We start from the raw sequence: 24285 nt of genomic DNA, 5'->3' as shown, positions 1-24285 counted from the left end.
TAAGACTTTGTTTAGGCGTACCTATCGCTCCTGCTGTAATACTTTTCGCGCTGCGAATGCCAGAAACCCCGAGCAGCTTTTTCCTGTGGATGATTCAACAGGTATTCAACGATGCGATTCAACAGATAGCCGAGCAGCAGATGAGTGCTGGAGACTAAATTTTAGGCATAAAAAAACCGGTCACCAAGGACCGGTTTTTTGTGCAGCCTCCGCCAGAAACCCCCTGACGCAAGTGCAAATCTGAGTGGAGCGGGTAGAGGGAATCGAACCCTCAACTAAAGCTTGGGAAGCTTTCGTTTTGCCACTAAACTATACCCGCTCAGAGCGGCTGACTTTGTACCAGATGTTCAGCTGGATTTGAAGTTTTTCTTTGAAAAATGTGAGAGTTGCGTGTGGCGACAGAGCTTGCTCGCCACAGTGTCAGGCCTGATTTCAAAGCGCCCACGCATGCTGCGCCTGGCCCTGGCTATACCGTAACGGGCTTGCGGGCCGCTGCCCTTTCAAGAAGCCCACCACGGCCTCACGGCTGTCGCGGCACGCGGCTTTATGTTCCATGTCCAGGAAGTGTCCCGTTGCCTGAATGGTGCTGAAGCTGCTCTTGGCCACATGCTGGCCAAACAGTTTGGCGTCGTCTGCACTGGTGTATTCGTCCCATTCGCCGTTCAAGAATAGCACTGGAATATCGATCTGCCTGGCTGCCTTGAGGTAGCACTGCCGGTCGCTGTTGAGCACGTGGCTGATGTGAAAGTGCATCTGCCCGTATTCGTGTGCGGCCAGGTTGCTGACATGGCGGTAGTTGAAGCGTTTGAACAGCGAAGGCAGGTGCTTGCCGATGGTGCTGTTAACCAGATGGCCGACGCGGTCGCGGTCGAGGTTGCCCAGGTAGTCGACGCCACGTTCGAGGTAGTCACGCATGGGCGCATTGATCACCGGCGAGAATGAGCTGATCACGGCTTTTTCTACCCGATGGGGTCGCTGTGCGAGGGCAACCAACGTGGCGGCCCCGCCCCAGGAGAAGGACAACACGTGTTCAGCGGCGAAGTGGTCGAGCAGTTCAAGGAGGATCTGGCCTTCGACTTCCTTGGTCAGCATCTGCTCATGACGGTTATGGATTTTGGAACGGCCAGCGTAGGGCTGGTCGTACAACACCACATTGAATTGCGGGTACAGGCTTTTCACGGTTTGAGCGAAGGACGCTGTGGTCGCCATTGAGCCGTTGACCAGGACGATGGTCTTTGCCGCCGCGTCCGCGCGATAGAACTCCGTGTACACCCGATACTGACCCTGTATATCCAACACAGCGATTTCTGGCCTCATGTCGTAAGACTCCTGGCAAGCGGGTAGTGCGCGCAGATCACTCTGCACGAGCTTTATGACAGGTAGGCATACGCCTGGAAAATGAGGGCCCATGTCGGTCCGATGACGGCTGGCCGGCGGGTGTTGTTATGGCGGGCGGTTTGCCGGGAAGGCCCGAGGATCAAGCGCGGGCGAGGCAAGGTGTTTCTTGGAGGTTATAGGCGACTCATCAGTCATTATCTGGCTGAAGCCCTGATTCAAGCAGTACGGAACGCATGTCGCAAGGCGATGGGCTGGTTTTTTGCCATCATCGGCTGAACGGTCGTCAGACTTTTAGGATCTCTTCGTCAGTCAGTGGCCGATACTGACCCGGCGCAAGCGACGCATCGAGCACTAAGGGCCCCATTCGCTCGCGGTGCAGGCCGATCACCTTGTTATCAAAATGACCGAACATGCGTTTGACCTGGTGATATCGGCCTTCGATGATGCTCAACCGCGCTGTCCTGGGACCCAGCAGTTCAAGTTCGGCAGGTTGGGTGGTGAGATCTTCGAAAGCGAAATACACGCCCGCCGCGAACGTCACCGCGTACTGCGGGCCGATGTCCTGTTCGGTTTGCACGTGGTACACCTTGGGCAACTTGGTCTGCGGTTGCGTGAGGCGCCGCGACCATTGGCCGTCGTTGGTGATCAGGATAAGGCCGGTGGTGTTGAAATCCAGGCGCCCGGCGATATGCAGTTCGGCTTTGTCCGGTTCGTCCAGCAGGTCAAGGACCGTGGAGTGTTGCGGGTCCGACGTGGCGCTGACGCAACCCTGGGGTTTGTGCAGCATGAAATAGCGCGCCGGCTTGCCCGCTTGCAGGATTTCACCGTCAACGCAGACCTGGCTGAATTCACGTACGTCATGGTGAGGATCGCTGACCGCAACCCCTTCAACGGTCACCCGGCGTTCCACCAGCAACAGGCGCACTTGCTTGCGATTGAACTGTGGCAGGTTGCTGAGGAAACGATCAACGCGCATTGCGGTTACGCAACTGTTCGTCCACCTGGGCGCAGCGTGGGCACAGGCAGGCTTTATCACGCAACTCATCCGGCAGGGCTTCAAGCACCGCCGGGTCGATGATGACGCCGTAGCACCAGCAGGCTTGATCGGCAGTGCGCGGATCGGCCAGGGAGCAGTCGTTGCGGGCACCACAGGCGGGGCAAAGGGTCGGTGTGATCATGGGTCGGTTCAGAAGGGAATCGGGTAGGGCGCGTTAGTTGTTGCACGATACAGCGCGGCTGCGCGGCATTCCATCATCATGGCGTTTTGGCGGGCTTTCACTTCGTCTGAAACAGGTGTTTCCAGTTGTGTCGCGAACGCACCAGATTCGGTTTTTGATGTCAGATGTTTCGTCATTCAGTGAAAGCTGAATGCCGCTCGCCAGCGTCGCTGGAGGAGCTCTTCCGCGGTCCAGGAGGCCGCCATGTATCGACGACTGCTGCTCATCGCTTTGCTCGGCCTGACCCTTTCAGCCTGCGTGCCCTATTACGATGGAGGCGCTACCTACTATCGCTCCGAGGTCTACACCGTGCCGGCGCCAGCCTATTACTACGGCGGCCCGCGTTATTACCCTTCTGGGCGCAGCTATTACGCGCCAGCGCCTCGCTACTATGCGCCACAGCCTCGCTACTATTCGGCGCCGCGCTACTACCAACCGGCCCCGCGCTATTACCCTCGCGCCGGGTACCGGCCCTACCCAAACCAGGGGTGGGGCGACCGCTGGGGCAATGGCGGGCGTGGACGCGGTTCCGACCACGGAAGTGGTCGCGGCGGTCACCGTTAAATATCTTGAAAAACAAGCGGCGCATCATGCGCCGTTTTTATGGGTACCGTACGTCCGTACTGTCAGATTTAACAGCTATCTTTGAATTGATAGCTGTACTTCACTAGCGCAAAGCCTGTGCTTTTGCGTGGTGAGACTGAACAGATGGAATCCCTATGTTCAAACAATTGATTTGCGTGCTGCTGCTGTTGAGCTACGTCATTGCGCCGGCAAGAGCGGAGCAAGGCTGTCCTTATCCGTCGCAGGTCGCGTACGCCGACGGCCATTATCGCGTCAAGGACAATGGCCTGGGCTGGCAAAGCCCGAAGGTTGCGTCTCGTGGTGTTATTGACGGATTCATTGGTGCAGTCTTTATGCCGGGCGAGGGCGAGGAGAGAGGAAACGGCTACATGGACAAGTGCATCTACCGCACCAGTTGGAACGGGGTGGTAGCGTTGAGGCCAAGCAGCGGCAATGAGGTTATCAACATGTCGTTGACCAGCACCTTGTATTGGAGGCTGCAGCCCGATGCGTTCGAGTTGCCGGTGTATACGTGCATGGACAGCCAGCCGGACAACTGCGCTTTCAAGGTCAACGACAAGCGTACAGACCTGTCAGTAGTCAGATAAATCTGCCAGAGGATTCCTACCTTCCCAGGCCTTGTCAAAGTGCGCCTGCACCACCGTTTCCGGGAGTGTGTTGATATCCGGCCAGTGCCAACGAGGCGCCTGGTCTTTGTCGATCAGGCGCGCCCGAACCCCTTCGGCGAATTCCGGATGACGGCAGCAGTTGAGGCTCAGGGTGTATTCCATCTCGAACACCTGGGCCAATGAGAGGTGACGGGCACGCTGGAGCTGTTCCCACACCAGATGCGCCGTCAGTGGGCAGCCCTCACTGAGGGTTTTGCCGGCCCGGCTCAATAGCGGGTCGCTGTGGTCGCGCAGCAGGCTCAAGGCGCGCCAGGCACACCGCACATCTCCTACATCAAGCCATTCGTCGATCTGTGCGCGGCGCGGTAGCCATTGCGCTTCGGGTTGATCACTGTATGCCTCCTGCGCCAGGGCCTTGAGCAAGCTGTTGAGTTGCATCGCGCTCTGTTCCTGCCAGTTCAGCTGCAGCAGGCCATCGAGCAGATCGTCTTGCTGGTCATCACGCAGGAAACGGTCGGCCAGGCCCAAGTCCAGCGCGTCGCGACCGTTGATATGGGCGCCGGTGAGGCCCAGGAACAGGCCGAGCTTGCCCGGCAAGCGGGACAAGAACCAACTGGCACCCACATCCGGGTACAAGCCAATGCTGATCTCGGGCATGGCCAAACGACTGCTTGGCGTAACGATACGCACGGCGGCGCTTTGCAACAGGCCCATGCCGCCGCCCAATACATAACCGTGGCCCCAGCAGATCAACGGCTTCGGGTAGGTGTGCAGGCGGTAGTCAAGACGATATTCGGCGGCAAAAAACTGCGCGGCCAGGGTCGGAACTTCGCCCGGCTGTTCACGGCAAGCCTGAGCCAGGCTGCGCACTTCGCCACCGGCGCAAAAAGCTTTGGGGCCGTTGCCGCGCAGCAGCACGCAGACGATCTGCGGGTCTTTGGCCCAGGCCTCCATGCGCTCATCCAGGGCCAGAATCATCGGCAGGGAGAGGGCGTTAAGGGACTTTGGCGCGTCCAGGCTGGCGATACCGATGCGAGCGCCGCCACTGCCGGTCAGTTCTTCGAAATGCAGGTTCATCGTGGCCTCAATCGAGAAGGTGAAGGATGAGTATGATCCCTTCGTGGGAAAGTGCCGGTGCTGTGTCAGATCAATTGACAAGCGGGGTCGGCTTTCCTAGGGTTCGCCTCATTCTTTTTTACAAGACAATTCAACTATGACCGATGGCGACCGTATCAAACTCGAACCCAGCTGGAAACACGCCCTGCGGGAGGAGTTCGAGAAGCCCTACATGGCGCAATTGCGCGAGTTTCTGCGCCAGGAACATGCTGCTGGCAAAGAGATCTACCCCCCCGGCCCATTGATTTTCAACGCGCTTAATTCAACGCCGCTGGACAAGGTCAAGGTCGTGATTCTCGGACAAGACCCGTACCACGGCCCTGGCCAGGCCCACGGCTTGTGCTTCTCGGTACAACCGGGCGTGCCGGCGCCGCCGTCGCTGGTCAATATCTATAAAGAGCTCAAGCGCGACCTGAACATCGACATCCCCAACCACGGCTACCTGCAAAGCTGGGCCGACCAGGGCGTGCTGATGCTCAACACCACCATGACCGTGGAGCGCGCCAACGCCAACGCCCATGCCGGCAAGGGCTGGCAGTTCTTCACCGATCGGATTATCGAGGTAGTCAGCGAGCATCAGCCTCACCTGGTGTTCCTGCTGTGGGGCGCCCATGCTCAGAGCAAGCAGAAGCTCATTGACGCCACCAAGCATCTGGTGCTGACCTCGGTGCATCCGTCGCCGTTGTCGGCGTATCGCGGGTTTCTGGGCTGCGGGCATTTCAGCCGGGCCAACAAGTTTCTCGAGCAGAATGGCGAGGCCCCCATCGAGTGGCGTTTGCCACCGGTGTGAGGCCTGGCACATTCAACATGTGGGAGGTTTTAGAGGGGGGCTGGCTGACGGTTCCAGTGCCGAAACAAAGGCTCGGCCAAAAACAGCACGAACAACAAGCGCATCACCTGCATCGCCGTCACCAAGGGCACCGACAGCTGCAGGGTTTCAGCTGTCAGACTCATTTCAGCGATACCGCCTGGCATCATGCCCAGGGTCAGTGATCGCAGGTCGAGGTGAGTGAGGGCGCTCAAGCCCACCGCCGCTAACGTCGCCAGCAGCATGGTCAATGCCGTGCCAATCAAGGTGCGGCCCATGAACGATGGCGCGCGACGGAAGAACTGCCGATTGAAGTGGCAGCCCAAACCGCTGCCGATCAACCATTGGCCGATCTGACTGCCGCCGTCTGGCAGGCCGATGTGTAAATCCCAGGTCACACTGGCGATCGCGCTCACCAGCAATGGCCCGAACAGCCAAGGGTTGGGTTGGCGCAAGCGTTGCCAGCCCCAGGCAACCAGCGCACCCACCGGAAACAGCACGGCCAGCCACGCCCAGTCCACGGGCGCCGGATGGAACTGCGGCGCGCCGCCTCCGAGCAAATATTTGAAGATCGCTGGCACGCACAGCACCACCACCAGCACACGCAGGCTTTGCCCGGCCGCAACCCGGCTGAGCACCGCGCCATTGCGGGCGCCGAGGTTGACCATCTCCCCGGAACCGCCCGGCATGCTGGAGAAAAACGCCGTGGCGCGGTCTTCACCGCTGCGGCGCATCAACCACACGCCCACCACGCTCGACAAGCTGGTGACCAGTGCACCGAAGAAAATCAGGCCGAAGTGGCTCATCACCTGCTCGATCACCACCGGGGTGAAGTGCAGGCCGATGCCGATGCCCACCACCCATTGGCCGCATTTGCGCCCGCCGGGAATCTCTGCCAACTGCCAGGGCGTGAGGCAACGCACCAGGATGATCGCCAGCAACGAGCCGACCATGTACGGCAAAGGCCAGCCGACCAGGCTGGCCAGGTAACCGCCGCTCAGGCCGACCAGCGGTGTTCCCCACCAATGTTTAAAGGTGACCTCAGACATCGGCCAGGGCACGACGCTGTTGCACGCGTTTACGCCAGATACGCAGCAGCGGTACAAGCAGCATGATTGCGGTCAGCACCCAGACGCCAAAGGTGATCGGGCTCGACCACAGGATTTCCAGCGCACCGTTGGAGATCGACAGCGCACGGCGCAGGTTCTGCTCCATCAGGCCGCCGAGGATAAAGCCCAGCAGCAGCGGTGACAGCGGGAAGTCCAGCTTGCGCAGGATGTAGCCGAAGATGCCGATGGCGATCATCAGGAACAGATCGAAGGTGGTGGCATGCACGGCGTACACGCCAATCGCGGTAATGATGGCGATCACCGGCACCAGCGCCCAGTTCGGCACGGCGAGGATACGGGTGAAGATGCGGATCATCGGGATGTTGAGCACGACCAGCATGATGTTGGCAATGAACAACGAGGCGATCAGGCCCCAGACAATGTCCGGTTGCTGTTGGAACAGCAGTGGGCCGGGGGTGATGTTGTACAGCGACAGGGCGCCGATCATCACCGCCGTGGTGCCCGAGCCAGGAACGCCGAGGGTCAGCATGGGTACCATGGCGCCGCAGACCGATGCGCCGATCGCGGTTTCTGGGGCGGCCAGGCCGCGCATGTCGCCCTGACCGAATTTGCCGCTGGCGCCTGCGATGCGTTTCTCGGTCATGTAGGCAACGGCCGAGGCCATGGTTGCACCAGCGCCCGGCAACACGCCGATGATAAAGCCCGACACGCCGCAACGAAGATTCACAGTGAGCACCGACAAGGCTTCCTTGGCGTTGAACATCATGCGCCCGGTGGCTTTCACTGCTTCCTGGCCACGGTGGGTTTTTTCCAGCAGCAGCAGGATCTCGCTGATGGAGAACAGGCCGAGTACCAGCACCACGAACTGGATGCCGTCGGTCAGGTGAATATTATCGCCGGTAAAGCGGTACACACCGCTGTTGGCGTCGATGCCCACGCAAGAGAGGAACAAGCCGATCAGCGCGGCAACAAACGTCTTCAGCGGTTTGTCACCGGCCATGCCGCCCAGGCAGACAATCGCAAACACCATCAGGACGAAATATTCCGCCGGGCCGAACGCAATCGCCCACTTGGCCAGCAGCGGGGCGAACAGCACCATGCCGCAGGTGGCGATAAACGCGCCGATGAACGAACTCCAGGCCGACAATGACAGTGCCACGCCAGCCAGGCCTTTGCGGGCCATCGGGTAGCCGTCGAGGGTGGTCATGACGGTGGAGGCTTCGCCCGGGATGTTCAGCAGAATCGAACTGATGCGGCCGCCGTATTCGCAGCCCAGGTACACGGCTGCCAGCAGGATCAGCGCCGACTCCGGCGGCAAGCCCAGGGCGAAGGCGATGGGGATCAGCAGTGCCACGCCGTTGATCGGGCCCAGGCCCGGCAACAGGCCGACCACGGTGCCAATCAGGGTGCCGCACAACGCGGTCACCAGGTTATAGGGGCTCAGCGCAACGCCGAAACCCTGGCCCAAATAGCCAAAAGTATCCATATCAGTTCTCCAGAACGTCGAGCAGGCCGAGGGGCAACGGTACGTCCATGGTTTTATCGAACAGCAGATAAAGACCGACGCTCATCAAGGTGATGATCACCACGCTGGGCAACCAGCGGCCGCCGTACAGCCGTGCCATCGGAATACCGATCAGCATGCTGCTGAGAATGAAACCCAAGGATTCGAATGTGCCGGCAAACACCAGCAGCAGGGCCACACAGATGCCGATCTTGATCAACGTGGGTTGATCCAGCGCGGGTTCATCGTCAGTGTGTTTGGTCGCCTGCGGGCGAATCATCATGTAGATGAGCGCCAGGCCCATCAGCCCGAGCAACAGCAGGGGGAAGGCTCTTGGCCCTACGGGTTCGTAGGAAAAAGCCGCCTGATACGGCCAGGCCATCAGCGCGAGGCCGATACAGGCCAGCAATAGCACGGCAGCGAAAATGCGTTGTAAGAGCATAGAAAACTCCAAGGCCCCTCTTGTAGGAGCGAGCTTGCTCGCGAAAAACGTCAACGATAACGCGTGCTCTCTGGACGCACGTGGATGTCCTTGGGTTCTTCGCGAGTACGCTCGCTCCTACAGGGGCATTACACAAAAGAGGGGCGATTACTGGATCAGGCCGAACTCTTTGGCCAGCACTTTGTAGTCAGCCACCTGTTTCTTCACGTAGGTGTCCAGCTCCTGGCCCGTCATGGCGAACGGGAACAGCTCGCGCTGGTCACGCAGCTTGGCGAACTCCTCGGAAGCCAGCAGTTTGTCGAAGGCGTCTTTCCACCAGGCGTAGTCGGCATCGCTGACCTTTGGCCCCAGGTAGAAGCCACGCACCACCGGCCAGACGATGTCGTAGCCTTGCTCTTTGGCGGTCGGGATATCCTTCATTTCCGGCTCATCCAGGCGTTGCTCGGAGAACACCGCCAGCAGGCGCATATCGCCGCTCTGGATATGCGGCATGGAGTCGGAGATGTCGGTACTGCCCACCTGGATATGCCCCCCCAGCAGAGCCGTAGCGATTTCACCGCCACCCTCAAGTGCGACGTAACGCAGTTCGCGCGGGTTGATCCCGGCGGCCTTGGCGATCAGTGCGGTTTGCATCCAGTCCTGGCTGCCGACGGTGCCGCCGGAGCCGATCACCACGCTGCCCGGGTCTTTCTTCAGGGCTTTGACCAGGTCGTCGAGGGTCTTGTAGGGCGAGTCGCTTTTCACCGCGATGGCGCCATAGCTGGTGCCCACTGCCGCCAACCAGCGCACGGCGCTTTCATCAAAACGGCCGAACTTGCCCTGGGCCAGGTTCAGCAGCGAACCGCTCGACCAGGCGACCAACGTGCCCGCATCCGCAGGGCGCTGGGCGACGACCGCGTTGTAGGCTACCGCGCCCACGCCGCCTGGCATGTAGGTCACACGCATCGGCTTGGTCAGCAGCTTTTGGTTCACCAGCGCGCTTTGCGCCAGTTTGCAAGTCAGGTCAAAACCGCCGCCTGGGGAGGCCGGGGCGATGCATTCCGGACGCTTGGGTTCGTCGGCGGCCAGCAGTTGGCCGGCGAACAGCATGCAGCCAGCGGCGAGGGCAAATTTACGCAGTGAAAGGGTCATGGTGATCTCCATCGTTTTTGTTATGAGGGGGTTACTACCAAAGTGCGACGCTGTAGCTGACCAGCAAGCGCATTTCATCTGCGTCACGGGCCGAATAGTTGGAACGATAGGTGGCGTTACGCAGGCGCACGGCCACATCTTTGAACGTGCCGCTTTGCACCACGTACTTGATCTCGCTGTTGCGTTCCCACTCCTTGCCGGTCTCGCCGTTCTTGAGCTTGATGTTGTCACCCGAGAGGTAACGGCTCATGAAACTCAAGCCAGGAATGCCCAGCTTGGCAAAGTCGTAGTCGTAGCGTGCCTGCCAGGAGCGTTCTTCGGCGCCGGCAAAATCGTTGATCTGCACGAAGTTGACCAGGTACGGGTCGCTGCCATCCACATACGGGAAGGCGCTGTCGCCGGACATGTGCTGGTAGCCGGCGCTGAGCTTATGGCCATTGAGGGCATAGCTGAACAGGCCGTTGAGGGACGTGTTGTCGATATTGCCGCCGCGGGCCGAGCCGGTGTCATCGCTGATTGCCAGTCGCAGGTCGGCGGCGAAAGTGCCAGGGCCCATCGGGCGTGAGGCGACCATGCCGAGGAAGTGTTGGCGATACACGTCGTCGAGTTGGGCGAAGTGATAGCTGCCGGTGATCTTGTCGGCGAACTTGTAGTCGACGCCACCGAAGTTGAAGTGCTTGCCGGTGGCACCGCTGAGGAAGCGGCTGTTCTTGTTATTGAGGGCAATGTCTTCGTAGTTGGTGTCGTCGCGGTCCTTGGCTTTGTCCAGGCGACCACCAATGAATACCAGGTTCTTGAGTTCCTTGGAGGTGATCAAGCCACCGTTGAAGGTCTGCGGCAGGATGCGCCCGTCGTTGGGCTTGAGGATCGGCAGTTCGGGGATCAGCGAGCCGATCTTCAGCTCGGTGGCGGAGATTTTCACTTTACCGGTCAGGCCCAGCTTGGAGTACTCGTTGGCGGCGCGGCCGTCATCGTGGGTCGGCAGCAGGCCGGTGCCGGTGCGGTCGGGGCTGGAGTCGAGCTTGACGCCGAGCATGCCCAGCGCATCCACGCCAAAGCCGACGGTGCCGTCGGTGTAGCCCGATTGCACGTTGAGCATGAAGCCCTGGGCCCATTCGTCGCGCTTGGATTGCTGGGCACTGGTACCGTCGCGAAAGTCGCGGTTGAAGTACATGTTGCGGGTTTCCAGGGTCGCGCTACTGTCTTCGAAGAAGGCAGCCTGGCTGAGCGGCGAAAAGCCGGCAAGGGCAGCGGCACTGGCGAGGGCGGTGTGGGCCAGGCGGGAAGAACGAACAGGCGGGCAAGCCTGTGGCTGGGTCGACAGCATCGTGGTGTACTCCGTTATTGTTCTTATTCTGGCGAAAACGCTTCGAGGCGTTTTTCGGGCGCTACGGGTCAGGCAACTCGGCGGGCATAGACCACCGTGGTTGGATGCTAAAGGGCGAAGCTTTCACTAACCTTTCAATCGCCTTTCAATGTTTTCGGGCTTCACAGGCCAGGTTGCGGCTGTAAACTGCCGGGCAAAGCGTGGCGTCGACCACCCCTGAACGAGGTAGAAATCCATGCGTGTCCTCCTGGTTGAAGACCATTTGCAGCTCGCCGAAAGCGTGGCCCAAGCGCTCAAGAGCATGGGTTTGACCGTTGATGTGTTGCATGACGGCGTGGCGGCGGACCTGGCCTTGAGCAGCGAGGAATACGCCGCGGTGATCCTGGACGTAGGGTTGCCGCGCCTGGATGGTTTCGAGGTGCTCGCACGTTTGCGGGCACGTGGAAAAAACCTGCCGGTGCTGATGCTGACTGCTCGCAGTGATGTAAAAGACCGCGTGCACGGCCTGAACCTGGGCGCCGATGACTACCTGGCCAAACCGTTTGAACTCACGGAACTCGAAGCACGGGTCAAGGCACTGTTGCGGCGCAGCGTGCTGGGCGGCGAGCGTCAGCAAACCTGCGGTGTGCTGGTGTACGACCTCGACACCCGGCGCTTCACGGTCGCAGGCGAGCTGATGACCTTGACCTCCCGAGAACAAGCGGTGCTCGAAGCGTTGATCGCCCGGCCGGGGCGCGTGATGAGCAAGGAACAATTGGCGTCCCAGGTATTCGGCCTGGACGAGGAGGCCAGTCCCGACGCCATCGAAATCTACGTGCATCGCCTGCGCAAGAAGCTCGATGGCCAACCCATCGCCATCGTCACCTTCCGCGGCCTTGGCTATCTGCTGGAAGCCCGTGATGCATAAGCCCAGCAGCCTGCGCTGGCGCTTGCTGTGCAACCTTGCGTTATTGCTGGTGTTGTTGATGCTCGCCAGCGGCATGAGCGCTTATTGGAACGGTCGCGAAGCCGCCGACACCGCTTATGACCGCACGCTGCTGGCCTCGGCACGCACCATTGCCGCCGGCTTGACCCAGGTGGACGGCACCCTCAGCGCCAATGTGCCCTATGTGGCCTTGGACACTTTTGCCTACGACAGTGCCGGGCGCATTTATTACCAGGTCAATGATATTGATCAGAAACTGATTTCCGGTTACGAAAACCTGCCTGGCCCGCCGCCCGGCACGCCCCGCACCGACGATTATCCAGCCTTGGCGCGGTTCTATAACGCCATGTACCTGGGCCAGCATGTGCGCGTGGTGAGCCTGCTCAAGGCCGTCTCGGAACCGGACATGAACGGCATGGCCGAAATTCGTGTTGCGGAGACCGACGAAGCCCGGGTGGCCATGGCCCGCAGCCTGATGGCCGATACACTGCTGCGTCTGGGCATGCTCGCCATCGGTGCGTTATTGCTGGTGTGGTTCGCGGTGAGCGCCGCACTGCGCCCGCTGGAACGCCTGCGTACGGCGGTGGAAGAGCGCCAGCCTGATGACCTGCGGCCTCTGCCATTAGTGGAGGTTCAGGATGAGTTCGGCCCACTGGTGCGCTCGCTCAACCATTTCACCGAACGTTTGCGCGGGCAGTTCGAGCGCCAGGCGCAGTTTATTGCCGACGCTGCCCACGAGCTGCGCACGCCCCTGGCGGCGCTCAAGGCCAGGCTGGAACTGGGCCTGCGTGCCGAAGAACCGGCCACCTGGCGCAGCACCCTGGAAACGGCCGCCCAGGGCACCGACCGCCTGACGCACCTGGCGAATCAATTGTTGTCCCTGGCCCGCATCGAAAACGGTGCCCGCGCCATTGCCGAAGGCGGTGCGCAACTGCTCGATTTAAGCCAATTGGCCCGTGAGCTCGGTATGGCCATGGCGCCGCTGGCCCACGCGCGGGGCGTGGCCCTGGCACTGGAGGCCGACGAGCCGGTATGGCTGCGCGGCGAACCAACGCTGTTGAATGAGCTGCTCAGCAACCTGGTGGATAACGCCTTGGCCCATACCCCGCCTGGCGGCAATGTGATTTTGCGAGTGACGGCCCCGGCGGTGCTGGAAGTCGAGGATGACGGCCCTGGCATCCCACTGGATGAGCGGGACCGGGTGTTCGAACGCTTTTATCGACGCAGCCAGCAGGGCATGGGGTCGGGCTTGGGGCTGGCGATTGTCGGGGAGATTTGCCGTGCGCACCTGGCGCAGATCAGCTTGCATGATGGCGAGCTGGCGGGGCTTAAGGTGCGCGTGAGTTTTATCGCGGGTTGATCAGTAAAACATCGACCGCGCTTCGTCCAGTTCGCTGCGCAGGGCGTCGCTGTGCAGGTCTATGCGCAGCTTCATGAGGGCCGGCAAGGCGGTAATCGGCACGGTTCCCAGGGGGTGGTCGGTGCCGCGGTGGCAGTACAGCGCGGCGACCTGCACCAGGTCGACGTAGTCCAGGCTTGCAGAGTCGCGTGTCAGGTCCAGGTATTGGCCCGGCACGTTCACCAGCATCTCAGGGAAGTCCCAGACCCGCAGCAGCTTGTCCCCCAGCACCGGGTGGATGCTGTCGATGACGTGGTTGAGGCTGACGGGGTCGGCCAGCAGCTCATAGTGATCCTCGGCATACGTGAGGATCGGCAGCACGCCTATCTGATGCACCAAGCCACCCAGGGCCGCCTGGTCTGGCTTGAGCTGGCTGTGGCGACGGCACAAGGCGTAGCTCACGCCCGCCACCTCCAGGCTGCGGCGCCACACGTCGCGCATTTTCTGTTCGACCACCTCTGAGCGGGCGTGGAAGATCTGCTCCATCACCAGGCCGATAGCCAGGTTGCTGCTGTAGTTGGTACCGAGCCGGGTGATGGCGGTGTGCAGGTCGGTGACTTCCTGGCTGGCCCGTAGCAGCGGGCTGTTGACCACTTTGATCAGGCGCGCCGACAGGGCCGTGTCACGACTGATCACTTTGCTCAGGTGGCTGATGCTGATGTCCGGGTCTTCGGCGGCCTGGCGAATTTTCAGGGCCACCTCCGGCAATGTCGGCAGAACCAGGTCATCGTTGTCGATGGCCGTTACCAACGCTTGTTGGACTTTTTCCGCCAGCTTGTTCATTCATGCTCTCTAGGGTGCTGCAAAAAGTACGGCGATTAACGCTGGATCTCGCGGTCACGGTCCAGTTGGTAGGGTAGGTCAAGCAGATTCAAGCCCGGGCCCTCCAGGGCGCCCAAGCGCACGTCGCCACTGTCGGCAGCTTCGGCTTGCAGCACGGCGAGAAGTTCAATCGACTGGTCGGCTTTTGCTGCGATGACCACTTCGCCGATCGCGCTGTTATGGCTCGGGGAAAATAACGGAGTGCCTGGCTCGGGAAGCTCGTTGGCCTCCAGGCTCAGGCGATACAGGCGCCGCTTGAGTTTGCCCAGGTACTGCATGCGCGCGACGATTTCCTGGCCGGTGTAGCAGCCTTTCTTGAAGCTGACGCCGCCCACAGCCTGCAGGTTGAGCATCTGCGGAATGAACAGCTCGCGCGTCTGGGGCATCACCTGGCCGATACCGGCACGGATCTGACCAAGCAACCAGGCATTCAAGTCAGCCTGTTGCAACTGCGCGGCCAATTGGCTGCGCACGGCGTCGGCGTGTTCGGCAGGTACCCAGAGTTCGGCCCGGCCCGGGGAAACGCGGACGGCAATCGATGCCTCGTTGCGCGCCACGCTATCGGTCTCGACCGGCAGCGCGAGGCCCAGGGCGCTCAGGGCCGCGTCTGCGTTCGCCAGGCCGAAGCGCGCCCAGGCAGCGCTTTCGTCGGTGAGCTTGGATTTGGAGAACACCGCGTACTTTTTCAAATCCGCCAACTGCGGGTCAAGCAACTCGGTGGCCATGGCCAGGAGCACGCCATCACCCTGCAGCAGGATGCGGAAGCTCGACTGCATCCGGCCTTTTTGCGTGCAGCGCGCGCCCAGGCTGGCCTGGGTATCACTCAGGTAATTGAGGTTGCAGGTCAGTTGGCCCTGCAGGAACTTGGCAGCATCAGAGCCGCGGACGGCGAGAACGCCTTCGTGGGACAGGGAGCAGAAAAAAGCGGAGTCAGCCATGGGTCATCGCAGGTCAAAAAGTCATGGGTGCATCATAGAGGGGCGTCCGGCAAATGCATAGTTTCCATATAGGGCGACCAAAGCCGACTGTTCCAGTGTCGTCGGGGCTGTATACTTGCGCTCTATTTTAGGAGGGCTCCATGGTCGAAGATGTAGAAATCAATCGCCTCTACTGGCACAGCCGTCGCGGCATGCTGGAGCTGGATGTGTTGCTGGTGCCTTTCACCAAAGAGGTGTACGCGACGCTCAATCAGGTGGACCGCGACCTCTACGTCAGGTTGCTCGAGTGCGAAGACCAGGACATGTTTGGCTGGTTCATGGAGCGCGCCGAATCCGAAGACCCGGAGCTGCAGCGCATGGTTCGGATGATCCTGGATCGTGTCCAGCCCAAGTAATCGTTTCGAATGCCGCTGGCAGGCCTCGCGGCTGTTGCTGGCGGCCTATGTGCTTGCCCAGCTGGTCGCACTGGGCAGCCTGCTGGCTCTCGACCTGCCTTATTCAAGCCTTGGCATCCTGCTATGCCTGGCTCATTGTGCCTGGGTATTGCCGCGGCAAATCCTACTCACTCACCGTTCGTCGATTCGTGGCCTGCGCCGTGACGACGATGGTTGGCAATTATGGAGCGCCGCACGCGGGTGGCACCCAGTGCAGCTGCGGCCCGACAGCCTGGCGTTGCCGCTGATCGTGGTGTTGCGTTACCGAGTGCAGGGTGAACGGCGAGTGCGGTCCATCTGCGTGGCAAAGGATGCGCAGGCCGCCGATGTGCACCGGCGCCTGCGGGTACGCCTGAAGTTCAGCCGCCGTAGGTGGTTGGCACCAGGATAGTGTCCCGGGCTTCGGGCAGCATCTGTGGGTAGTCGAGGGTGTAATGCAGGCCGCGGCTTTCCTTGCGCTCCATGGCCGACCGGATCATCAGCTCGGCCACTTGGGCCAGGTTGCGCAACTCGATCAAGTCGCGGCTGACCTTATAATTGCTGTAGAACTCGTCGATCTCATCCAGCAGCAAGCGCACCCGATGTTGCGCCCGTTGCAGGCGTTTGTTGGTGCGCACGATGCCCACATAGTCCCACATGAAGCGCCGCAGCTCGTCCCAGTTGTGGGCGATGATCACATCCTCGTCCGAATCGGTGACCTGGCTCGCGTCCCAGCGGGGCAGGGCGGCCGGTACCGGGATGCGCGCCAGTTGCTCAAGAATGTCCGCTGCCGCCGAGCGCGCATACACGAAGCATTCAAGCAATGAATTGCTGGCCATGCGGTTAGCGCCGTGCAGGCCGGTGAAGCTGGTTTCGCCGATGGCATACAGGCCCGGCACGTCGGTGCGGCCATGCTGATCGACCATCACGCCACCGCAGGTGTAGTGCGCGGCCGGTACCACGGGGATCGGGCCCTTGGTGATGTCGATATTGAAGGTCAGGCAGCGTTCGTAGACGGTCGGGAAGTGGGTCTTGATGAAGGCTTCGGGCTTGTGGCTGATGTCCAGGTACACGCAGTCGATACCCAGGCGCTTCATTTCGTGGTCGATGGCGCGGGCGACGATATCGCGTGGTGCCAGTTCGGCGCGTGGGTCGAAGCGCTGCATGAAGCGTTCGCCATTGGGCAGCTTCAAATGTGCGCCTTCGCCGCGCAGGGCTTCGGTGATCAGGAAGCTCTTGGCCTGCGGGTGATACAGGCACGTGGGGTGGAATTGGTTGAACTCCAGGTTGGCGACCCGGCAGCCCGAGCGCCAGGCCATCGCAATGCCGTCGCCGCAGGCACCGTCGGGGTTGCTGGTATAGAGGTAGACCTTGGCGGCGCCGCCCGAGGCGAGAATGGTGAAGCGTGCGCCGTAGGTATCGACTTCACCGCTGGTGCGGTTGAGTACGTAGGCGCCCAGGCAGCGTTCGCCCGGCAGGCCCAAGCGTTTTTCGGTGATCAGGTCGACGGCGACGCGCTGCTCCAGCAATTGGATATTTGGACGTTGGCGGGCCTGGTCGAGCAGGGTCTTGAAAATCGCGGCCCCGGTGGCATCGGCAGCGTGAATGATTCGGCGATGGCTGTGGCCGCCTTCGCGGGTCAGGTGGAACTCAAAGCCACCGTCGTCGCTGCCGGCATGTTCATCGCGGGTGAAGGGTACACCTTGGTCGATCAACCATTGGATGGCTTCCCGGCTGTGCTCGACGGTGAAGCGCACGGCGTCTTCGTTGCACAGGCCACCGCCGGCGTTAAGGGTGTCTTCGACGTGGGATTGCACGGTGTCTGTGTCGTCCAGCACCGCAGCAACGCCGCCCTGAGCCCAGAAGGTCGAGCCGTTGGCCAGGTCGCCTTTGCTCAAAACCGCTATACGCAAATGGCTGGGCAGGGTCAGGGCCAGGCTCAAGCCGGCGGCGCCGCTGCCGATTACGAGGACATCGTGTTGAAACTGTTGGCTCATTTGACGGATTCCGCAAAAAGCGATCCAAAGGGGGGCGCAAACAGGACGCCTGGATCGGCGAATCAAAGGGTCACACGGGCCACTAGTATATAGAGGGGTGGAGCGGCACAATAGCCACGCCTTCGTGGCATTGTGAGATTATGCTGCGCAGCTTTGGGAAACGGCCGGTTGGCGGGACGGGAACTTTTTGCATAAGCCCCGACTCAATAGCAGGTTGCCCGAAAGCTGGAAAAACGTTGAGTTTATTGGCCCGTCGGGAGCATTGGACGCGTCACGAAACCGGCGACAAGATTATTCGCGCAGCCGGCACCGACCGTGCTGCGTTTTTCGTGTGTGCCAAATCAGTGCATGCCGGAAACTTGCTTGAAGGGGGAGAACTTTTGCGAAAAGCCCGAGTCTATGTTTGCAAGCCTGATCGTTTAGTTATGCAAGCCTCCTTCAAGTACAACGAGGAGTGTTCATGCTAACCCAGGAAGAGGATCAGCAGCTGGTCGAGCGCGTACAGCGCGGTGATAAGCGAGCATTTGATCTGCTAGTGCTGAAATACCAGCACAAAATTCTCGGGTTGATCGTGCGGTTTGTGCACGACACCCATGAAGCGCAGGACGTTGCGCAGGAAGCCTTTATCAAGGCTTACCGTGCACTTGGAAATTTCCGCGGTGACAGTGCGTTTTACACGTGGCTATACCGCATCGCCATCAACACGGCGAAAAACTATCTGGTGTCACGCGGTCGCCGCCCACCAGACAGTGATGTCAGTTCAGAAGATGCTGAATTCTACGATGGTGATCACGGCCTCAAAGATCTCGAGTCGCCGGAGCGTGCATTGCTGCGCGACGAGATCGAAGGCACCGTCCATCGCACTATTCAGCAACTGCCAGAAGATTTGCGTACGGCGTTAACTTTACGTGAATTCGATGGTCTGAGTTACGAAGACATTGCGAGCGTCATGCAATGTCCGGTGGGGACTGTGAGGTCGCGGATTTTCCGGGCCCGGGAAGCCATCGACAAAGCCTTGCAACCGTTGTTGCAGGAAAACTAAAGACAGCGGCGACAGCCAAGAGAGGAACCGCCATGAGTCGTGATGCCCTGCAGGAATCGCTGTCCGCAGTGATGGATAACGAAGCGGATGAACTGGAACTTCGTCGAGTGCTCAACGCATTTGATGACGCCGAAACCCGTGATACCTGGTCTCGTTACCAAGTCGCTCGGGCGGTGATGCACAAGGATCTCCTAATCCCTCGTCTGGATATTGCTGCGGCCGTTTCTGCTGCACTGGCTGATGAAGCCGTTCCGGCAAAAGCCTCGCGTGGTCCGTGGCGCAGCCTGGGTCGTCTGGCAGTGGCCGCTTCGGTGACCGTTGCTGTGTTGGCAGGTGTTCGCCTGTACAACCAGGACGAGATCGCAGGCAACGAGCTGGCCCAACAGACTCAGCAACCGGTCATGGCCGGTCCGCAAGTCAAAGGTCCGGCCGTGCTGGCTGGCTACAAGGAAAGCACTGATACCACCGGCCCTATGGCTAATGGTGTACTTCAGGGGCAATCCGGCTGGCAGGATCAGCGCCTTCCAGGCTACCTGCGTCAACATGCGCAGGAATCGGCTGCCAAAGGCACTGACAGCGCTCTGCCATACGCTCGTGCAGCAAGCCAGGAAAACCGCTGATTCGCTAAGGAGCCCTATGCGCGCCATACTGCTCCTTACGCTTTTGCTCAGTAGTTGGTTTGCACTATCCGCCCATGCCGATGAAGCCCAAGACTGGCTGACTCGACTTGGGCGTGCAGAGCAGCAGCAAAGTTTTGAAGGTACGTTTGTCTACGAACGTAACGGCAGTTTTTCTACCCATGACATCTGGCACCGTGTCCAGAATGGTCATGTCCGTGAACGCTTGTTGCAACTTGACGGCTCCGCCCAGGAAGCGGTCAGGGTTGATGGTCGGGCACAATGTGTCAGTGGCACGTTGGCGGCTGGTCTCGGTCAGTCACCGGAGGCACCCTCGCGTATTCTTGATCCAAAAAAACTCACTTCATTATATGACCTGGCCGTTATTGGCAAATCGCGGGTGGCCGGTCGTCATGCGGTGATTGTGTCGATCAGCCCGCGTGATCCCTACCGTTATGGGTTTGAATTACACCTGGACCGTGAAACTGCGCTGCCGCTTAAATCCTTGCTGCTGAATGACCAAGGGCAGTTGTTGGAGCGTTTTCAGTTCACACGTCTGGATGCTTCGGCCATTCCTTCTGACCAGGACTTGCAGCCCAGCGGCGACTGTTCGCCGGTAACGATGTCCGCCGCTAAAGCACCTGAGCTGTCTGCCACGCAAAAGTGGCATCTGGACTGGCTACCGCCTGGTTTCCAACAGATCAGCAGCGCTACGCGCAAAGATGCCCAAACGAAATCTACCGTCGACAGCCTGATGTATGACGATGGGCTCGCGCGTTTTTCGGTGTTTCTTGAGTCAGCCAACGGCGCTGATGTGAATGAAACCCGCGCTCAGCTTGGGCCGACCGTGGCAGTATCCCGGCGTTTGAATACGGTAGATGGCGAAATGATGGTCACGGTGGTGGGCGAAATTCCCATCGGCACAGCTGAACGTATCGCGTTGTCGGTGCGTGGTGAAAAGGCCGCCGCCAAGCCCTGAGGTTGTTAATCTTATGTTCATCCTGGTCTATCAATCTGGGCCCGAATTTCGTTGGGTGCTGGGCGTATGAAATCTCTGGATCAGCATTTTCACTTGCAAAAACTTCCCATGTTTTTTATAGGTCAGGGTTTGATGGCTCTGGCCTTGTTTGTTCGCGGAACAAAAATGCCGCTCGCAGTATTCGGCGTTTATTGAACCCTGTCGCTTAACCCTGCTCGTCGTAACGGGAGCTGTATGTCGATACCACGTTTGAAGTCTTACTTATCCATAGTCGCCACAGTGCTGGTGCTGGGCCAGGCCTTACCTGCGCAAGCGGTCGAGCTGCCTGACTTCACCCAACTGGTGGAGCAGGCCTCGCCTGCCGTGGTGAACATCAGTACCACGCAGAAGCTGCCGGATCGCAAAGTCTCGAACCAGCAGATGCCCGACCTGGAAGGCTTGCCACCCATGTTGCGCGAGTTCTTCGAACGCGGGATGCCGCAACCTCGCTCTCCTCGTGGCGGCGGTGGTCAGCGCGAAGCCCAGTCCCTGGGCTCCGGCTTCATCATTTCGCCTGACGGCTACATCCTCACCAACAACCACGTGATTGCCGATGCCGACGAGATTCTCGTGCGCCTGGCCGACCGCAGTGAACTCAAGGCCAAGTTGATTGGTACCGATCCACGTTCCGACGTGGCTTTGCTCAAAATCGATGGCAAGGACTTGCCGGTGCTTAAACTGGGCAAGTCCCAAGATCTGAAGGCCGGTCAGTGGGTGGTCGCGATCGGTTCGCCGTTCGGCTTTGACCACACCGTTACCCAAGGCATTGTCAGCGCCATCGGTCGCAGCCTGCCAAACGAAAACTACGTGCCGTTCATCCAGACCGACGTGCCGATCAACCCGGGCAACTCCGGTGGCCCGCTGTTCAACCTGGCCGGCGAAGTGGTGGGGATCAACTCGCAGATCTACACCCGCTCCGGTGGCTTCATGGGCGTGTCCTTCGCGATCCCGATCGATGTGGCCATGGACGTCTCCAATCAGCTCAAAAGCGGCGGCAAGGTCAGTCGCGGCTGGTTGGGCGTGGTAATCCAGGAAGTGAACAAGGACCTGGCTGAGTCCTTCGGTCTCGACAAGCCGGCCGGTGCCCTGGTTGCGCAGATTCAGGACAATGGCCCTGCGGCCAAAGGCGGCCTGAAAGTCGGTGACGTAATTCTGAGCATGAACGGCCAGCCGATCATCATGTCGGCGGACTTGCCACACTTGGTCGGCGCGCTCAAGGCCGGCGGCAAAGCCAAGCTGGAAGTGATTCGTGACGGCAAGCGCCAGAACGTCGAACTGACCGTTGGGGCAATTCCGGAAGAAGGCGCGACCCTGGACGCCCTGGGCAACGCCAAGCCAGGTGCCGAGCGCAGCAGTAACCGCCTGGGTATCGCCGTCGTTGAACTGACCGCCGAGCAGAAGAAAACCTTCGACCTGCAAAGCGGTGTCGTGATCAAGGAAGTTCAGGACGGCCCAGCCGCCTTGATCGGCCTTCAACCGGGTGACGTGATCACCCACTTGAACAATCAGGCAATCGATACCACCAAGGAATTCGCCGACATCGCCAAGGCGTTGCCGAAGAATCGCTCGGTGTCGATGCGCGTCCTGCGTCAAGGCCGTGCCAGCTTCATCACCTTCAAACTGGCCGAGTAATCCGCTAGACCTATAAAAAAGCCCCGCTGCCAGTTAACGGCAGCGGGGCTTTTTTGTGGGTGGCGGGTTCAGCTCATCATGCCTTTCACCAAACGCTCTTGTTCGATCAGTTCGCGCTGACGGGCGTCGATGCGTGAGGACAACGGGAAGTTATTGCCGGCGCGCCGCTTGGCAAAGTCCAATTGCTGGATGGCTTGCTGGAAATCCCCCACCAATGCGAAATATTCGGCGCGAGCCTGATGCAGGCCAATGATATTGCCGGACAAGCCGCGAGTCTCGGCGACCTGATACCACACGTCCGGATCGTCCGGCCGCGACTTGAGCAGCCCATCCAGCGCCTTTTCTGCATCGGCGGTACGGTTCTGCTTAAGCAGCAGGTCTACCCGCACCTGGTTCAGCGGATAGTTGCTGGGATACTGGGTGAGCATGCGGTCGGTACGTTGCTGCGCATCCGGCATGCGGTTGCTGGTGATGTCCAGTTCGATTTGGGCCAGGTTGTAGGTAATGTCGTTGGGCGCCTTGGCCAACAGCGGCGCCAGGCTTTCCCGCGCTTCCTTGAGTTGAGTACCTTTGATCTGAGCGATGGCCAGGCCATAACGCGCTACGTCATTTTTAGGGTTCTCATCCAGCTGCGCCTGGAAGCGCTTGGCGGCCAGACCAGGTGTGTCTTCGTACTTGAGCTGCACCCGTGCGCGAATCAGTTGATAGCGCAAGCTGTCTTCCTTGCCGCCAGGTTTGGCTTGTTCGGCGCGGTTGCGGGTGTCGGCGATACGCGATTCGGTTACCGGGTGAGTCAGCAGGAACTCCGGTGGCTTGGCGTCGAAGCGGTATTGGCGCATCAGCCGTTCGAACATCGTGGGCATGGAGCGCGGGTCGTAGCCGGCTTTCTCCAGGTTGAGGATGCCGATGCGGTCGGCCTCTTGCTCGTTCTGGCGAGAGAAGCGGCGCTGTTCCTGGATCGCGGCGGCTTGTGAGCCGGCAATCGCGGCGATACCGGCATCGCCGGCACCCGCAGCGGCGGCGATAATGCCGCCAAGCAGGGCGGCCATCATCGGCAGTTGCATGCGTGATTGCGCTTCCACGCCTCGGGCGAAGTGACGCTGGGACAAGTGCGCCAGTTCGTGGGCCAGTACCGACGCGTATTCACCTTCGGTCTGTGCATTGAGAAACAGGCCGCCGTTGACCCCGACGATCCCACCGGGAGCCGCAAAGGCGTTGAGCTGTGGGCTGTTGATCAGGATGAATTCCAGGCGCCGGTCATTGACCTGGCTGGTCTCCACCAACTTGTACACGCTGGTTTCAACGTAATCCTTGAGTTGCGGATCATTGAGTTGCGAAACCTGGCCGCGCAGGTAGGCCAGCCAGGCGCGGCCCAATTGGTATTCCTGTTGCGGCGAGACTATGGCAGAGCTGGCGTCACCAAGTGACGGCAGGTCGTCAGCAAAGGCCGGGGAGGCCAGCAGGCAGGCCAGCGTCAGCAGGGTAGGGCGCAAAAAAGTCATGCACAAAGCCTTTCGACAAAGAGCTTACTGTAGCCGGACACTGAGCTTGGGACCAGATATTCTAAGCGGCCCGAATGTTTGCCTGGAGTAGCACCATGACCGACGCTGTAGCCTGTGACGCCGAACTCGACGCCAGCGGTCTTAACTGCCCTTTGCCGTTGCTCAAGGCCAAGCTGGAGCTCAATAAAATGGCCAGCGGTGCCGTGCTCAAGGTGACTGCCACCGACGCCGGCTCCCAGCGTGATTTTCGCACCTTTGCCAAGCTGGCTGGCCACACCCTGGAGCATGAAGACGCCGCCGAGGGTGTGTACCGTTATTGGTTGCGCAAGGCCTGACGGCCTTATCGACGCAGGATCAGACCTTATTCAGCGCCTGCGCTGCCGCCAACACGGCATCAACATGCCCCGGCACTTTCACGCCGCGCCATTCCTGACGCAGCACGCCTTGGCTGTCGATCAGGAATGTGCTGCGATCCACACCCAGGTATTCCTTGCCATACAGCTTCTTCAACTTGATCACATCAAACAGCTGGCAGACCGCTTCGTCCTTATCGCTGATCAGCTCGAAAGGAAATGCCTGTTTGCCCTTGAAGTTCTCGTGGGACTTCACGCTGTCACGCGACACGCCGAACACTTCGGTATTGGCGGCCTTGAATGCGGCGTACTGGTCACGAAAGCCTTGGCCTTCGGTAGTGCAGCCTGGGGTGCTGTCCTTCGGGTAAAAGTAGATCACCACTTGCTTGCCCTTGAGGGCCGCGAGGCTGAAGGTCTGGCCGCTGGTGGCCTGGGCCTCGAAATCGGCCACGGGTGTGTCGATGGCTACCGGCATAGAGAG

Annotated in this window: 27 protein-coding genes, 1 tRNA gene and 1 pseudogene; 12 read left to right on the top strand and 17 right to left on the bottom strand. The window is 60.2% G+C overall.

Annotated features, from left to right (window positions below; genetic code table 11):
• Positions 1-21 precede the first annotated feature (21 nt).
• The 6 genes and pseudogenes from HBO10_RS31195 to HBO10_RS02450 all read right to left on the bottom strand — a co-directional run.
• Positions 22-137: pseudogene (locus tag HBO10_RS31195) on the bottom strand (type II toxin-antitoxin system HicB family antitoxin); the annotation flags it as partial.
• Positions 138-245: 108 nt separating this feature from the next.
• Positions 246-319, bottom strand: a tRNA-Gly gene (locus tag HBO10_RS02470).
• A gap of 113 nt (positions 320-432) precedes the next feature.
• Complete coding sequence (locus HBO10_RS02465) at positions 433-1317, bottom strand: alpha/beta hydrolase (protein ID WP_034126554.1); 885 nt, start codon at positions 1315-1317, stop codon at positions 433-435.
• Between the two features lie 304 nt (positions 1318-1621).
• A complete protein-coding gene (locus tag HBO10_RS02460) occupies positions 1622-2314 on the bottom strand; it encodes a pseudouridine synthase (RefSeq protein ID WP_034126555.1) in 693 nt (230 codons plus the stop codon).
• Positions 2304-2516, bottom strand: coding sequence for a cysteine-rich CWC family protein (locus HBO10_RS02455; protein WP_034126556.1), 213 nt, complete (start codon positions 2514-2516; stop codon positions 2304-2306). Before HBO10_RS02455 ends, HBO10_RS02460 begins: the two co-directional genes overlap by 11 nt.
• Positions 2517-2524: 8 nt before the next feature.
• The gene (locus tag HBO10_RS02450) at positions 2525-2692 is read right to left on the bottom strand and encodes a hypothetical protein (protein ID WP_155290838.1); all 168 of its coding nucleotides are present in this window, start codon (positions 2690-2692) and stop codon (positions 2525-2527) included.
• 67 nt (positions 2693-2759) lie between these two features.
• Here HBO10_RS02450 and HBO10_RS02445 point away from each other — a divergent pair, with 67 nt between their 5' ends.
• Both HBO10_RS02445 and HBO10_RS02440 read left to right on the top strand, forming a co-directional pair.
• Positions 2760-3119: a hypothetical protein gene (locus HBO10_RS02445; RefSeq protein WP_034126557.1), complete on the top strand. Its 360-nt coding sequence runs from the start codon at positions 2760-2762 to the stop codon at positions 3117-3119.
• A gap of 155 nt (positions 3120-3274) precedes the next feature.
• Positions 3275-3727, top strand: coding sequence for a DUF3757 domain-containing protein (locus HBO10_RS02440; RefSeq protein ID WP_034126558.1), 453 nt, complete (start codon positions 3275-3277; stop codon positions 3725-3727).
• Here the strand turns inward: HBO10_RS02440 and HBO10_RS02435 are convergent.
• Positions 3713-4825, bottom strand: a complete 1113-nt coding sequence (locus HBO10_RS02435) for an enoyl-CoA hydratase/isomerase family protein (RefSeq protein ID WP_034126559.1) — start codon at positions 4823-4825, stop codon at positions 3713-3715. The genes HBO10_RS02440 and HBO10_RS02435 overlap by 15 nt on opposite strands.
• 136 nt (positions 4826-4961) lie before the next feature.
• Between HBO10_RS02435 and ung the strand changes: the two genes are divergently transcribed.
• Positions 4962-5654: a uracil-DNA glycosylase gene (gene ung / locus HBO10_RS02430; RefSeq protein WP_020301023.1), complete on the top strand. Its 693-nt coding sequence runs from the start codon at positions 4962-4964 to the stop codon at positions 5652-5654.
• A 29-nt stretch (positions 5655-5683) separates the two neighbouring features.
• Here the strand turns inward: ung and HBO10_RS02425 are convergent, their stop codons facing one another.
• From HBO10_RS02425 to HBO10_RS02405, 5 genes are all read right to left on the bottom strand, one after another.
• Positions 5684-6721 carry an AbrB family transcriptional regulator gene (locus tag HBO10_RS02425; RefSeq protein ID WP_034126560.1) on the bottom strand — a complete coding sequence of 346 codons (1038 nt, stop codon included), beginning with the start codon at positions 6719-6721 and terminating at the stop codon, positions 5684-5686.
• Complete coding sequence (locus HBO10_RS02420; RefSeq protein WP_003189428.1) at positions 6714-8228, bottom strand: tripartite tricarboxylate transporter permease; 1515 nt, start codon at positions 8226-8228, stop codon at positions 6714-6716. The genes HBO10_RS02425 and HBO10_RS02420 overlap by 8 nt, the downstream gene beginning before the upstream one ends.
• 1 nt (position 8229) lies before the next feature.
• Entirely contained in the window at positions 8230-8688 is a 459-nt protein-coding gene (locus HBO10_RS02415) for a tripartite tricarboxylate transporter TctB family protein (protein ID WP_003189430.1), read from the bottom strand.
• Positions 8689-8835: 147 nt separating this feature from the next.
• On the bottom strand, positions 8836-9825 hold the full coding sequence (locus tag HBO10_RS02410) for a tripartite tricarboxylate transporter substrate binding protein (protein WP_161793218.1): 990 nt from the start codon (positions 9823-9825) through the stop codon (positions 8836-8838).
• Positions 9826-9853: 28 nt separating this feature from the next.
• The gene (locus HBO10_RS02405) at positions 9854-11146 is read right to left on the bottom strand and encodes an OprD family porin (protein WP_034126562.1); all 1293 of its coding nucleotides are present in this window, start codon (positions 11144-11146) and stop codon (positions 9854-9856) included.
• A 235-nt stretch (positions 11147-11381) separates the two neighbouring features.
• On the opposite strand from HBO10_RS02405, the gene HBO10_RS02400 reads away from it, so the two are divergent.
• Both HBO10_RS02400 and HBO10_RS02395 read left to right on the top strand, forming a co-directional pair.
• A complete protein-coding gene (locus tag HBO10_RS02400) occupies positions 11382-12053 on the top strand; it encodes a response regulator (RefSeq protein WP_014717358.1) in 672 nt (223 codons plus the stop codon).
• Complete coding sequence (locus HBO10_RS02395; protein ID WP_034126563.1) at positions 12046-13431, top strand: sensor histidine kinase; 1386 nt, start codon at positions 12046-12048, stop codon at positions 13429-13431. The genes HBO10_RS02400 and HBO10_RS02395 overlap by 8 nt, the downstream gene beginning before the upstream one ends.
• Here HBO10_RS02395 and HBO10_RS02390 read toward each other — a convergent pair whose 3' ends face one another.
• Entirely contained in the window at positions 13432-14253 is an 822-nt protein-coding gene (locus tag HBO10_RS02390) for an HDOD domain-containing protein (RefSeq protein ID WP_034126564.1), read from the bottom strand. It lies immediately after the preceding gene.
• A gap of 35 nt (positions 14254-14288) precedes the next feature.
• On the bottom strand, positions 14289-15230 hold the full coding sequence (locus HBO10_RS02385) for a folate-binding protein YgfZ (protein WP_034126565.1): 942 nt from the start codon (positions 15228-15230) through the stop codon (positions 14289-14291).
• 140 nt (positions 15231-15370) lie between these two features.
• Here HBO10_RS02385 and HBO10_RS02380 point away from each other — a divergent pair, with 140 nt between their 5' ends.
• Positions 15371-15625, top strand: coding sequence for a succinate dehydrogenase assembly factor 2 (locus HBO10_RS02380; protein ID WP_003189444.1), 255 nt, complete (start codon positions 15371-15373; stop codon positions 15623-15625).
• Positions 15609-16055: a protein YgfX gene (locus HBO10_RS02375; RefSeq protein WP_034126566.1), complete on the top strand. Its 447-nt coding sequence runs from the start codon at positions 15609-15611 to the stop codon at positions 16053-16055. The genes HBO10_RS02380 and HBO10_RS02375 overlap by 17 nt, the downstream gene beginning before the upstream one ends.
• Here the strand turns inward: HBO10_RS02375 and nadB are convergent.
• Positions 16024-17640, bottom strand: a complete 1617-nt coding sequence (gene nadB, locus HBO10_RS02370) for an L-aspartate oxidase (RefSeq protein WP_057975663.1) — start codon at positions 17638-17640, stop codon at positions 16024-16026. The two genes, HBO10_RS02375 and nadB, sit on opposite strands and share 32 nt — an antisense overlap.
• 460 nt (positions 17641-18100) lie before the next feature.
• On the opposite strand from nadB, the gene rpoE reads away from it, so the two are divergent.
• From rpoE to HBO10_RS02350, 4 genes are all read left to right on the top strand, one after another.
• Complete coding sequence (rpoE, locus tag HBO10_RS02365) at positions 18101-18682, top strand: RNA polymerase sigma factor RpoE (protein WP_003172477.1); 582 nt, start codon at positions 18101-18103, stop codon at positions 18680-18682.
• 32 nt (positions 18683-18714) lie between these two features.
• The gene (locus HBO10_RS02360) at positions 18715-19302 is read left to right on the top strand and encodes an RseA family anti-sigma factor (protein WP_034126575.1); all 588 of its coding nucleotides are present in this window, start codon (positions 18715-18717) and stop codon (positions 19300-19302) included.
• 16 nt (positions 19303-19318) lie between these two features.
• Positions 19319-20278 (top strand): MucB/RseB C-terminal domain-containing protein, encoded by a 960-nt coding sequence (locus HBO10_RS02355; protein WP_034126576.1) that lies wholly within the window; start codon positions 19319-19321, stop codon positions 20276-20278.
• 234 nt (positions 20279-20512) lie between these two features.
• Positions 20513-21949, top strand: coding sequence for a DegQ family serine endoprotease (locus tag HBO10_RS02350; protein ID WP_014717365.1), 1437 nt, complete (start codon positions 20513-20515; stop codon positions 21947-21949).
• Positions 21950-22017: 68 nt separating this feature from the next.
• Here the strand turns inward: HBO10_RS02350 and HBO10_RS02345 are convergent, their stop codons facing one another.
• The gene (locus HBO10_RS02345) at positions 22018-23451 is read right to left on the bottom strand and encodes a M48 family metalloprotease (RefSeq protein WP_003189458.1); all 1434 of its coding nucleotides are present in this window, start codon (positions 23449-23451) and stop codon (positions 22018-22020) included.
• A 95-nt stretch (positions 23452-23546) separates the two neighbouring features.
• On the opposite strand from HBO10_RS02345, the gene HBO10_RS02340 reads away from it, so the two are divergent.
• Positions 23547-23786: a sulfurtransferase TusA family protein gene (locus HBO10_RS02340; protein ID WP_014717366.1), complete on the top strand. Its 240-nt coding sequence runs from the start codon at positions 23547-23549 to the stop codon at positions 23784-23786.
• A 19-nt stretch (positions 23787-23805) separates the two neighbouring features.
• Here HBO10_RS02340 and HBO10_RS02335 read toward each other — a convergent pair whose 3' ends face one another.
• On the bottom strand, positions 23806-24279 hold the full coding sequence (locus HBO10_RS02335; protein ID WP_034126577.1) for a peroxiredoxin: 474 nt from the start codon (positions 24277-24279) through the stop codon (positions 23806-23808).
• Between the last annotated feature and the right edge of the window lie 6 nt (positions 24280-24285).

The sequence above is a fragment of the Pseudomonas sp. WS 5503 genome, from assembly GCF_012985385.1.
In the GTDB taxonomy this organism is placed as follows: Bacteria; Pseudomonadota; Gammaproteobacteria; order Pseudomonadales; family Pseudomonadaceae; genus Aquipseudomonas; species Aquipseudomonas paracarnis.
The sequence above is the reverse complement of the archived record's forward strand: the minus strand, read 5'-3'. Positions and strand labels throughout refer to the sequence as shown.